Source organism: Paracoccus onchidii (genome assembly GCF_028294535.1).
Lineage (GTDB): Bacteria > Pseudomonadota > Alphaproteobacteria > Rhodobacterales > Rhodobacteraceae > Paracoccus > Paracoccus onchidii.
Map to the genome: position 1 here is coordinate 1 of NZ_JAQBIE010000020.1, position 11,452 is coordinate 11,452.

The 11,452-nt window shown below is 60.6% G+C and carries 13 protein-coding genes and 1 tRNA gene; 9 read left to right on the forward strand and 5 right to left on the reverse strand.

The window, feature by feature from the left end; all coding sequences use genetic code 11:
- Window positions 1–566: 566 nt before the first annotated feature.
- Window positions 567–642 (reverse strand) — tRNA-Lys (locus PAF17_RS14650).
- An 84-nt stretch (window positions 643–726) separates the two neighbouring features.
- On the opposite strand from PAF17_RS14650, the gene dapF reads away from it, so the two are divergent.
- From dapF to dxs, 6 genes are all read left to right on the forward strand, one after another.
- Entirely contained in the window at window positions 727–1,566 is an 840-nt protein-coding gene (dapF, locus tag PAF17_RS14655; RefSeq protein ID WP_271889851.1) for a diaminopimelate epimerase, read from the forward strand.
- The gene (gene mtaB / locus PAF17_RS14660) at window positions 1,563–2,816 is read left to right on the forward strand and encodes a tRNA (N(6)-L-threonylcarbamoyladenosine(37)-C(2))-methylthiotransferase MtaB (RefSeq protein ID WP_271889852.1); all 1,254 of its coding nucleotides are present in this window, start codon (window positions 1,563–1,565) and stop codon (window positions 2,814–2,816) included. Before dapF ends, mtaB begins: the two co-directional genes overlap by 4 nt.
- A gap of 71 nt (window positions 2,817–2,887) precedes the next feature.
- Window positions 2,888–3,808 (forward strand): histone deacetylase family protein, encoded by a 921-nt coding sequence (locus PAF17_RS14665; RefSeq protein WP_271889853.1) that lies wholly within the window; start codon window positions 2,888–2,890, stop codon window positions 3,806–3,808.
- Window positions 3,805–4,041, forward strand: a complete 237-nt coding sequence (locus tag PAF17_RS14670) for an exodeoxyribonuclease VII small subunit (RefSeq protein ID WP_271889854.1) — start codon at window positions 3,805–3,807, stop codon at window positions 4,039–4,041. The genes PAF17_RS14665 and PAF17_RS14670 overlap by 4 nt, the downstream gene beginning before the upstream one ends.
- On the forward strand, window positions 4,041–4,904 hold the full coding sequence (locus PAF17_RS14675; RefSeq protein ID WP_271889855.1) for a polyprenyl synthetase family protein: 864 nt from the start codon (window positions 4,041–4,043) through the stop codon (window positions 4,902–4,904). The genes PAF17_RS14670 and PAF17_RS14675 overlap by 1 nt, the downstream gene beginning before the upstream one ends.
- Before the next feature lie 24 nt (window positions 4,905–4,928).
- Window positions 4,929–6,845, forward strand: coding sequence for a 1-deoxy-D-xylulose-5-phosphate synthase (gene dxs / locus PAF17_RS14680; protein WP_271889856.1), 1,917 nt, complete (start codon window positions 4,929–4,931; stop codon window positions 6,843–6,845).
- A 16-nt stretch (window positions 6,846–6,861) separates the two neighbouring features.
- Here the strand turns inward: dxs and fliP are convergent, their stop codons facing one another.
- Genes fliP through fliF form a run of 4 tightly spaced genes read right to left on the reverse strand, consistent with a single transcriptional unit; the run spans window position 6,862 to window position 9,970 of the window.
- A complete protein-coding gene (gene fliP, locus PAF17_RS14685; protein ID WP_271889857.1) occupies window positions 6,862–7,581 on the reverse strand; it encodes a flagellar type III secretion system pore protein FliP in 720 nt (239 codons plus the stop codon).
- Window positions 7,578–7,835, reverse strand: coding sequence for a FliM/FliN family flagellar motor C-terminal domain-containing protein (locus PAF17_RS14690; RefSeq protein WP_271889858.1), 258 nt, complete (start codon window positions 7,833–7,835; stop codon window positions 7,578–7,580). Before PAF17_RS14690 ends, fliP begins: the two co-directional genes overlap by 4 nt.
- A 3-nt stretch (window positions 7,836–7,838) precedes the next feature.
- Window positions 7,839–8,399, reverse strand: a complete 561-nt coding sequence (locus tag PAF17_RS14695; RefSeq protein ID WP_271889859.1) for a hypothetical protein — start codon at window positions 8,397–8,399, stop codon at window positions 7,839–7,841.
- Entirely contained in the window at window positions 8,396–9,970 is a 1,575-nt protein-coding gene (fliF, locus tag PAF17_RS14700) for a flagellar basal-body MS-ring/collar protein FliF (protein WP_271889860.1), read from the reverse strand. Before fliF ends, PAF17_RS14695 begins: the two co-directional genes overlap by 4 nt.
- 116 nt (window positions 9,971–10,086) lie before the next feature.
- Between fliF and PAF17_RS14705 the strand changes: the two genes are divergently transcribed.
- From PAF17_RS14705 to PAF17_RS14715, 3 genes are read left to right on the forward strand one after another with little or no spacing between them, the layout of a single operon-like run.
- Window positions 10,087–10,563 (forward strand): flagellar basal body-associated FliL family protein, encoded by a 477-nt coding sequence (locus PAF17_RS14705; RefSeq protein ID WP_271889861.1) that lies wholly within the window; start codon window positions 10,087–10,089, stop codon window positions 10,561–10,563.
- Between the two features lie 8 nt (window positions 10,564–10,571).
- Entirely contained in the window at window positions 10,572–10,913 is a 342-nt protein-coding gene (locus tag PAF17_RS14710) for a hypothetical protein (protein WP_271889922.1), read from the forward strand.
- Complete coding sequence (locus tag PAF17_RS14715; protein ID WP_271889862.1) at window positions 10,906–11,448, forward strand: MotE family protein; 543 nt, start codon at window positions 10,906–10,908, stop codon at window positions 11,446–11,448. The genes PAF17_RS14710 and PAF17_RS14715 overlap by 8 nt, the downstream gene beginning before the upstream one ends.
- Window positions 11,449–11,452: the final 4 nt, after the last annotated feature.

Sequence of the window (11,452 nt, forward strand, 5' to 3'; positions counted from 1 at the left end):
GTAAGGTTCAAGACGCGCCATCTGGGCATCGCTCAACCAGAAAAGATCAGACATGGTCACCGCTCTCTTTTTTGCGGTGAATCACGAACCCCCAAACAAATCAATGGGTCCTGAGCCTAACCCGCGATGGCCGCCCGCTGGCCCCCAGACCGACCGACGCCGACTGGCGCATCCTGTTGGACGGCACCGACGACGAACTTGCAGACTGGCAGGCTGGCCGCGATCTGCTGCAATGACCCGCTGACGAACAGCACGTCCTGTGCCTGATCGTGGCCGAAATAGAGCGCCGCCCCCGGACGTTCCCGCTTTTGCCGACCGCCGCCGCGCGCTGCGCCCCCTCCGACCCTCTAGCTTGATCATACAACCAAACAGGACGGGGCGGATTCTTCGCCTGCGCAGGCAGGTCTGTATCCGCAGGGCGATCATCCACCCCTAGCGTGACCATAGCTGATGGCCGCCCGCGACGCCTATACGCGGAATCGGTTGCCATATGGTTGCCACGGCCAGAACCGCACCGCGACCCGCTGACTTTCTGGCGACTAGTCGCCTGTATTTATTGAATAAAGTGGTGAGCCCGACAGGATTCGAACCTGTGACCCACTGATTAAAAGTCAGTTGCTCTACCAACTGAGCTACGGGCCCAACACGGCGCTTACTAGGGGGGCTGTGCGGGGGCGTCAAGCGGAAAAAACATCACTACTGGCGAAAATCTTTCAGGATATCTATATGCGTCCCATGATGGATAAATTCTCCGACGGCCTGCGATTCATGAAGATGCATGGCCTGGGCAATGACTTTGTGGTTCTGGATCTGCGCGACGGTGGGCTGCCGCCGGATGCGCGGGTGATTGCGCGTATTGCGGACCGTCATCGCGGGGTCGGGTTCGATCAGCTGGCCACGGTGGCGTGGGATGATCAGGCCGATGTCCGGCTGGTATTCTGGAATGCTGATGGTTCCCTCAGTTCGGCCTGCGGGAATGCGACGCGCTGTATCGCCCGCTATGTCATGGACGAAACCGGGCGTGATCGGCTGAGCCTGCGCACGGATCACGGGGTGCTGTATGCCGAAGATGCCGGAAACGGCGTGACGCGTGTGAATATGGGCCATCCAGTTCTGGACTGGCGACGGATACCACTGGCGCAGGACGTGGATATCGACCATTTGCCGATTGACGGCGACCCGACCGCGACAGGCATGGGAAACCCGCATCTGACCTTTTTCGTGGATGACGCCGATGCCGTTGCCCTGGACAGTTTCGGTCCTCTGCATGAGCATCACCCGCTATATCCCGAAAGAACCAATGTCGAAATCGTGCAGGTGCTGGCGCCGGATGAGATCCGTTTGCGCATCTGGGAACGGGGCACCGGTCCGACGCTGGCATCGGGGTCGTGTTCCTGCGCGGCTGCGGTCGCGGCGGCGCGGCGCGGTCTGACGGGGCGCCGCGTCAAGGTCAATGTGCCCGGGGGTGTCCTGATGATTGATTGGCGCGATGATGGCGTCTGGATGGAAGGGCCGACGGTATATGTCTTTGACGGCGTTTTGACGCCTTTGTGGTTGGCATCATGAGCGCGCCGGTCTTTTCGACACTTGGTTGTCGCCTGAACGCTTATGAAACCGAAGCGATGCGCGAAATGGCCGAGGAAGCAGGGCTTTCCGGCGCCGTGGTGGTCAATACCTGTGCTGTCACCGCCGAGGCGGTGCGCAAGGCGCGCCAGGAAATCCGTCGGCTGGCGCGGGAAAATCCGGACGCGCCGGTGATCGTCACGGGATGCGCTGCCCAGACCGAGCCGGAAACATTCGCCGCCATGCCCGAAGTCAGCAAAGTGATCGGAAATCACGAAAAGATGCTGCCGGAAACATGGCAGACGCTGAAGGCCCCCGACCTGATCGGAGATACCGAAAAGGTGCGGGTTGATGACATCATGTCGGTCAAGGAAACAGCTGGCCATCTGATCGACGGTTTCGGCCGCCACCGCGCCTATGTTCAGGTCCAGAACGGCTGCGACCATCGCTGCACCTTCTGCATCATCCCCTATGGCCGCGGCAATTCCCGCAGCGTTCCGGCCGGCGTCGTGGTTGAACAGATCAAGCGCCTTGTCGGGCGTGGCTTCAACGAGGTCGTGCTGACCGGTGTCGATCTGACCTCTTGGGGCGCTGATCTGCCGGGTGCGCCGCGTCTGGGCGATCTGGTCATGCGGATCCTGCGGCTTGTTCCCGATCTGCCGCGTTTGCGCATCAGCAGTATCGATTCGATCGAGGCGGATGAAAACTTGATGCTGGCCATCGGATCCGAGTCCCGTCTGATGCCGCATTTGCATCTGTCGCTGCAGGCCGGCGATGACATGGTGCTCAAGCGGATGAAACGACGGCATCTGCGCGACGATGCAATCAGGTTCTGTGAAGATGCGCGTAAGCTGCGCCCGGATCTGGTGTTCGGCGCGGATATCATCGCAGGCTTTCCGACCGAAACCGAAGAGATGTTTGAAAACAGCCTTAGGTTGGTCGATGACTGCGGGCTGACTTTCCTGCACGTCTTTCCCTATTCGGCCCGCAAGGGGACACCTGCGGCCCGTATGCCTGCCGTGAACGGGCAGGTCATCCGCGAACGTGCAGGGCGTTTGCGCCAGGTCGGCGACATGGCGTTGCAACGTCACCTGACGGCGCAGGTCGGGCAGGTGCATCGCGTGCTGACCGAAGGGCCGCGCATGGGGCGCACCGAACAATTCTCCGAGGTGACGTTTTCGGTTGATCAACCCGAGGGAACCTTGATGGATGTCGCCATTCAGGGGCATGACGGATTGCGTCTGACCGCCTGAGCAAGCGAGCAAGGTTGCGGCCGCCGCGATCACCTTCTAGCCTGACCGGCAGGATCGTGTTGGGGGGCATGATGGCCACAGCCTTGTATTCGCATGCGGCGGCGGCGCAGCACCAAACGCCCATGGGACACCCCGAGCAGGTGTCGCGCTTTCATCACGTGATGGCTGCGCTGCAGGACGCACGCTTGATTCATCGCGAAGCGCCGGTTGCCGCGATCGACGATGTGTTGCGATGTCATCCTCGGTCATACTTGGATCGTTTGCAGAACCTTTCGCCGCAAGCGGGGGTGGCCGCGCTGGATGCGGATACGCATATGTCGCCGCGCAGCCTCGATGCCGCATTGCGTGCTGTTGGCGCGGCCTGCCACGCGGTGGATGCGGTTCTGGCAGGCGAAATCGACAATGCGTTTGTTGCCATGCGACCACCGGGACATCACGCCGAACGCGAAACCGCGATGGGGTTCTGTTTGCTTGGCACGGTTGCGATTGCCGCGATGCGGGCGATTGAACATCATGGATTGCAGAATGTCGCCGTTCTGGATTTCGATGTGCATCACGGGAACGGAACGCAGGACCTTTTGTGGCATGAACCGCACGTGTTCTTTGCATCGACCCATCAGATGCCGCTATTTCCCGGCAGCGGTGCCGCGTCGGAAACCGGATCATATGGTCAGGTCATGAACATACCTCTGGCACCGGGTTCTGACGGGCAGCTTGCCCAAAGGGCATGGGATGCGATTCTGCGCCGATGCCGGGACACCGCACCGCAACTGGTTCTTGTTTCCGCCGGGTTCGATGCCCATGCTGCCGATCCGCTTGCCCAGCTTGAATGGCATGAGGAGGATTTCGCGTTGCTGACGCGGGCAATTTGCGACATGGCGGCAGAATGTGGTGCCCCGGTGGTATCCTCTTTGGAAGGTGGCTATGATCTGCCCGCTTTGGGGCGGTCGGTCCGCGCCCATGTAGATGTCCTGATGGAGGCCGGAAAGTGAGCGAAATCGAAAAACTGTCCTTCGAGGAAGCGATGCGTGAATTGGAAGCGACAGTTGGCAAGCTGGAAACCGGTGAGGCCACCCTGGAGGAATCCATCGCGCTGTATGAACGTGGCGCAGCCCTGCGCGCGCATTGCGAAAAGCGCCTGCGCGAGGCGGAAGAGCGGGTCGAAAAGATCACCCTGTCCGCAAATGGCCAGCCCGAAGCGGTGAAGCCGGCCGAGGGGCTGTGATGCAGGCACGTTTGGACGACGTGAAGGCGCAGGTTCAGGCTGCGCTGGATGCTGCGATGGCGGCGCTGCCCGATAGCGAATTGCGGGATGCGATGGTTTATTCCACCGTGGGGGGCAAGCGCGTGCGGGCGTTTCTGGTAATGGAATCATGCCGCCTGCACGGAATTCAGGGTGAGGCGGCGGCCCCGGTTGCGGCAGCGGTCGAAGCCTTGCATGCCTATAGTCTTGTGCATGACGATCTGCCCGCGATGGATGATGACGATCTGCGTCGCGGGATGCCGACCTGTCATGTGCAATGGTCCGAAGCGACGGCGATTCTTGCCGGCGATGCCTTGCAAACGCTTGCGTTTCAACTGCTTGGAAGTGACGCCATCGGCGATGCCGAGGCGCGACTGCGCTTGATACGTGCTTTCTCCGAGGCTGTTGGGGCACAAGGCATGGTCTGGGGGCAGGCGCAGGATATTGCCGCCGAAACCGCCGACCAACCCCTGAACATTTCCGAGGTCAAACAGCTTCAGCGCGCCAAAACCGGTGCCCTGATCCGGTTTTCGGCCATAGCCGGTGCATTGATTGCCAACGAAGATCACAAACCGCTGGACCGTTATGCCAAGGCGCTTGGACTGGCCTTCCAGATTGCCGATGACATTCTGGACGTGACTGGTGACGAGGATTTGACCGGCAAGCGTGTCGGCAAGGATGATGCGGCGGGAAAGGCGACTTTCGTTTCCCTTCTGGGACTTGAGGGTGCCAAGACCGAGGCGCGGCGCTATGTTTCCAAGGCGACCGATGCCTTGGCTCAGTATGGTGATGCCGCGGAAAACTTGCGTGATCTGGCGCGGTTCGTTATCGAACGCGACACTTGAATGCCGCGCGCCGGAGGGCCAGCAATGACAGACCGTCCCAAGACACCGCTACTTGACAGGGTCAACCTGCCTTCGGACCTGAAATCGCTTGATGATGGCCAGCTTCGGCAGTTGGCCGATGAACTGCGCGCGGAAACCGTCAGTGCGGTCAGTGTCACCGGGGGGCATCTGGGGGCCGGGCTGGGTGTGGTCGAACTGACCGTGGCCTTGCACGCGGTTTTTGATACGCCGCGCGACAAGATCATCTGGGATGTCGGTCATCAATGCTATCCGCACAAGATCCTGACCGGGCGTCGCGATCGCATCCGCACCTTGCGGATGGGGGGCGGGCTGGCTGGCTTTACCAAACGCGCGGAAAGCCCCTTTGACCCCTTTGGCGCAGGCCATTCCAGCACCTCGATTTCGGCGGCGCTGGGTTTTGCCGTGGCGCGGGACCTGGGTGGTGATCCCGGTGATGCAATTGCGGTGATCGGTGATGGCGCGATGAGCGCGGGCATGGCCTATGAGGCATTGAACAATGCCGGCCATCTGGGCGAGCGGCTATTCGTGATCCTGAATGACAATGAAATGTCGATCGCGCCACCGGTCGGGGCGATGTCATCCTATTTGACCAGGCTGTATACCGGGGGGCCGTTTCAGGAACTGAAGGCCGTGGCCAAGGGCGCCGTTGGCATGTTGCCCGATGCGGTCCAGGAAGGCGCGCGTCGCGCCAAGGAAATGCTCAAGGGAATTGCGGTTGGCGGGACCTTGTTCGAAGAGCTTGGATTTTCCTATATCGGCCCTGTCGATGGTCACGATCTTGAACAGCTTCTGCCTTTGCTGCGCACGGTCAAGTCACGTGCGACAGGCCCGATCCTGATCCACGCGGTGACGCGCAAGGGCAAAGGATACGCCCCTGCGGAAAACGCTGCGGATCGCGGTCACGCGACGGCGAAATTCGACGTGGGAACCGGGGTGCAGGCCAAGGCCAAGTCAAATGCGCCCAGCTATACCTCGGTCTTCGCGCGCGAGCTGATCACTCAGGCGACGAAAGATGATCGCATCGTGGGGATTACGGCTGCGATGCCAGACGGTACCGGCTTGAAAAAATTCGCAGATCGCTTTCCGCGGCGCAATTTCGATGTGGGCATTGCCGAACAGCATGCCGTGACGTTTGCCGCCGGGTTGGCGGCGGGCGGGTTGAAACCGTTCTGCGCGATATATTCCACGTTCCTGCAGCGTGGATATGACCAGATCGTGCATGATGTCGCGGTGCAGGGTCTGCCCGTGCGCTTTGCCATCGACCGTGCGGGGCTGGTCGGACAGGATGGTCCGACGCATGCGGGGGCATTCGATATAGCATTTCTTGCGAATCTGCCCGGTTTCGTCGTCATGGCGGCCGCCGATGAGGCCGAACTGTCGCATATGGTTGCGACGGCTGCGGCCTATGATGATGGGCCGATCGCGTTCCGGTTCCCCCGCGGCGAGGGAACTGGTGTCGATCTGCCCGAATGCGGCGAGGTTCTGCCGATTGGGCGGGGGCGGATCGTACAGCGCGGAAACGGCGTGGCCCTGTTGTGCCTGGGCACCCGTCTGGCCGGGGCGATCGAAGCGCGAGAGGCGCTTGAGGCGCGTGGCATTCGTCCGACCATTGCCGACGCGCGATTTGCCAAACCTCTGGACCGGGAACTCATCCTTGAGCTGGCGCAAGACCATGACGTCCTGATCACCGTCGAAGAAGGGGCGATTGGTGGATTTGGCAGCCATGTCGCACATCTGCTTGCCGAGGAGGGCGTCTTTGATCGCGGGCTGAAATTCCGCTCGATGGTGTTGCCGGATCGCTTTGTCGATCACGATGCGCCCTTTGCGATGTATGACGATTCGGCGTTGAATGCCCGCCATATCGAAGCAAAGGTGCTGGACGTTCTTGGGGTTGAAGCCATCGCCGACCGCCGGGCCTGACACGGGCGCGATATGACTATTGGTAGCTGCGTATCAGGGCCCCGGCAATCATGGTCCAGCCATCGACGACAACAAAGAATGCCAGCTTGAATGGCAAGGACACCACCACCGGTGGTACCATCATCATGCCCATGGACATCAGCACCGCTGAAACCACCAGATCTATGATCAGAAAAGGCAAGGCGATCAGGAAGCCGATTTCGAAAGCGCGCTGAATTTCGGACAGCATGAATGCCGGGACCAACACCGACAGGCGATCAGGGGGGGCAGATGATGCCGGTGCCAGTTCCGCAAGCCCGGCAAGCGTGTCCGGGTTGGTGCGTGCCTGCATGAACTTGGCGAAAGGCTCGATGCCAAGGCGGAATGCGTCCGAAATGCCGATCGTGCCATTTTGCAGCGGCGATCCCGCGACCTGCCATGCTTCGCGCAAGACCGGGTCCATGATGAACCAAGTCAGGAACATCGCCAGGCTGACGATCAGCATATTGGGCGGTGATTGCTGCAATCCGATAGCTTGCCGCAGAATCGACAGAACCGTCACGATAAACGGAAAACAGGTCACCATGATCGCGATGCCCGGCGCCAGTGACAGCGCCGTAAGGCCAAGCGCCAGCAAGACCGCGTTTTGACCCAGGCCGCCCGCCGCCTGCTCCAGCGGGCCGATATCCTGCGCAATGGCGATGTCGGGCAAGACAAGCGCGATCAGCAGAAGGACGAGCCTGGAGGCCGGTTTCACACGACCTCCGTCGGGCCGATGATGCGGACGCAGAGCCTGTCTTCGGATGAGCCATCGCCGCTCAGCTCTCCGCGCGCGATGACCTTGTCCCCGACGCAGATTTCAACGCCGTCATCGATGGTCTGATCCAGAACCAGCACATCATCTTCGCACAGCTCCGACAGCTGCGCGACCGTTCTGCGTGTCCGGCCAAGCCGGATCGTGACCTCGACTTCGATATTATCGGTGTCGATCAGGTGTTTAAGTCCGTCCATAGCCTATTCGCCTTTTCCAAGTTCCGAAACAAGTGCGCGAATTTCCTCGGCGATTTGTTCGCCGGAAATCTCGATGCGGCCACCTTCAAGCGCCAGGTTGATGCGATCCCCTTCGCATTCGGCAAGCTCGATCCCGTCTAACGCGTGTTCCTGGATGCACCGGCGCACCAGATCCATCTGACGCGGACCGCAGCAGATCGCGGCACGCAGCGGGGACGCGCTGTCTGACAGGCGCTCCAGCTCATGTTTCAGCGCCTCTTCCATGCGGCGTGAAGATGCCGGAGGTGCAAGATTGTCGATGATCGCGTCCAGAATCGGCGCCAGTGTCGTGACAGCCTCGCAGCGGATCCTGCGGCGATAGGCGTCGTCGGCTTTCAATGCCTCGGCAAGCCGGGTCAGCCCCGCATCGAGATTTCGCAGCTGCTCATCAACGGCTGTTGCGACGCCCTCAGCCTTGCCGTCGATATATGCCTGATCCAGATCTGCCTGAAGATAACTTGGGACCGGCTTCTGACCTGCCCTGATGCTGGCAAAGGATTCAAGTTGGAAGGAAGCAGGGGTCAATGTGCGTTCTCCTTGTTGTCGATCCAGCCGCTCAGAATCTTGACGCTTTCGTCATGCCTCTCTCGCATCATGCCGCGCAGGCGTGCCACCGGATCCCCCTGAGGCAGCGAGAGTTGCGGACGGGGAGGGTCCCCGGGTGGCAAAAGCTGGCTTTCGCGGGCGGGGTTTTCCTGTACCGGTTCAATTTCGGCTTCGACGGGCGGTGTCGGAGGGATGCTGTCATCCAATAGCGCCGGAGCCTGGGTATTGGCGCGATTCTTCATGATCGGGCGCAGGACGAGCACCGCCAGCGCAAGTGCAAAGATCCCGATAATTGCGATACGCGCCAAGGTATTCAGCTCCAGGCGATCAAGAAAACTGGCATTCGCAGCGGTTCCATTGTTGCCAAGCCGTGCAAATGGCAGCGATTTGACGGTGATCAGGTCGCCGCGCGTTTCGTCATAACCAACGGCCGAAGCGACTAGTTCGCGCAGAATTTCCAGTTCGCTATCCGGGCGCGGAACCAGAACGGTTTCATCCCCGCCATTGGTCTCGGCAACGCCATTGACCAGCACGGCCACGGTCAGGCGTCGCGTGGCGCCAGGCTGGCGCGTTACTTCGCGCACCATGCTGCTGACTTCGTAATTCGCCTGCTGGCGGTTTTCCGAGCGCGAAGATTGCTCTGCTTCGCCCTCTGCCGCATCACCATCAGGCAGGTTCGATGCGGCGGTCACAGCGCCGGCACCTGTCGAATTACTTTGATCGCTGGTTTCTTCTGTCACTTGCGAGATGAGCGCACGCTGGTCCGGGTCAAAACGCTGTTCGGTCAGCAATTCCGATTCCGTGATCAGATCCAGGTTCAGTTCGACGATGGCGTTTCCGATCCCGACATGGGGTTCCAGAATCCGTTCGACATTGCGCTTCATCTGGGCTGCGCGGTCTTCGCCTGCGGTCTCTTCCGATGCCGATACGACGCCGCGCTGGCTATCGATAACCGTGACCGCGTCGGGCTGCATACCCGGCACTCCGGACGATACCAGATAGCGCAGGGCAGAGGCCTGTTCACGCGTGATCTTCTGGCCGTTGGTTGTCAGCGTGACCGAGGCGCTGCCGGTAACGTCACGACGATAGCCCCGGCCATTCTCGACAGCCAGATGCACCCGGGCTGCTTTGACATTTGGCAGGGCCAGAACCGTGCGGGCCAGTTCGCCTTCCTTTGCACGCCAATAGGCCGCGTCAAACATTTGCGACGTGGTTCCAAAGCCTGACATGCCGTCAAGCAGCTCGTACCCGGCCCCCCCGGCCGAAGGCAGGCCCTGCGCCGCCAGTTCCATCCGCAATCGGTCGCGGTGACGCGAATCCACCCAGATCGAATCACCGCGGATTTCGTAGCTGGCCCCCGCCTGTTCGATTCCTGCGATGACATCGCCTGATTGCGCGGCATCAAGCCCGCCATATAGCAGTGACATGTTCGGACGGCTTGCCAACCAGCCGAATCCGGCAACCAGCAAGAATGATGCCAGAAACGCGGTTGCGAGTATGGCTTTTTGACCTGAGCTTCGCTCGTTCCAATAGTCCCGCAATTTTTGCAAAACCGTCCCTTTCGAATCAGCCGCCGTTTATCGTCGACGCCTTGATGCCATGGGGCCGATTAAGAATTGGTTAGTCGCGAACTGCTAATTCCGTCTTGTCACGACGGAGAATCACCATGACCCAAGCTACCGAGGCACAGCCCGGGGAAAGCCCCGGAAAGAAACGGCCCCTCGTTATGATCGGGGCTGTCGTCCTGCTTGCAGGATGCGGTTTTGCCTCGACCTATCTGGGATTGTGGTCGCCGACCGCAATGCTGGGGGCCAAGGGTCACGACCCGGCGCCCGAAGCGGTCGTTGATGTGATCTTCGTCAATGTGCCTCGTATCGAACAAAGTCTGCCGGGTGGTCGCGGGCGCAATCTGCTGTTGGCGGCATCGATCGAGACGGATGCAGGTCACGCCCCGACGATCGAGCAGCTGATGCCCAGGGTGACGGATTCTTTCAATGGTTTCATCGCTGGTGTGGACCCCGCAGCCTATGACAAGCGCGGCGTTCTTGAAATCGTTCGGGCCGAACTGACAACGCGCGCCCGGCAGATTCTTGGGGAAGAAGCCGTAAAGGGGCTTTTGATCACGGAGTTCTTGATCAGATGACAATGGAAATGATCTTGCAGATAATCCTCGTGGTGGCGTCGATCGGGTTGGCTTGCTTTTGCATGGTCCTGACGCGCCGGCTGCGCCGGCTCAATGATCTTGAAACCGGGCTCGGGGGGGCAATTGCTGTTATGGCCGCGGAAGTGGACCGGCTGGAACAGGCGATTCGCTCTGCGCGCAGCGAAGCAACCGAGGCCAGCGAAGGGCTGGCGCAGGAAATCGCGCGTGCCCGCAAGGAGCGGTCCTTGTGGGAGCTGCGCCAGAAAATCGGAGAGGCTGCCAAGTCCGATCCCGCGCAGGCATCGCCAACCCGCCGTTTGCGCAAGCGCGTCGGAGGCCAGAATGCGTAGGTTCTTGATGCCGGTGCTGATCCTTGCCTTTACTGCACCCGCCCTCATGGCTTTGTGGCAGAAACAGGATCTGCCCGATCTTCTGGCCGCCTTTGCGGATTCCGGGGAATTGCTGCAAGGTTGCGGCGATGTGCCCGAGGCGATTGCCCTTGCCGAAGAACTGCGTGACCGTGCCCTGCGCATCGAACGGTACATGCAAAGCATTGATGATCGGAAAGCTGAACTGGCGAATGCCGAAGCGACGTTGCGTGCCCGCCTGCGCGAACTCAAGGCGCAAAAAAGCGGCCTGCAGTCGCGACGGCAAGGTACCACCAGCGATGTGCGTGCCGATATCGAACGACTGGTCGCCTTGTACGATCAGATGAAACCTGCCGAAGCTGCGGCGGTTCTGACCAATCTTCCGGCTGATTTCGCTGCCGAAATCCTGATCCGTGTGCGCCCAGAGGCGGGCGCAAGAATTATTGCGGCGGTCGAACCCCGTCAGGCCGCATTGCTGACCGCGCAAATGGGTGCGCGCAGCGTTCGCAAACAATAGGAGG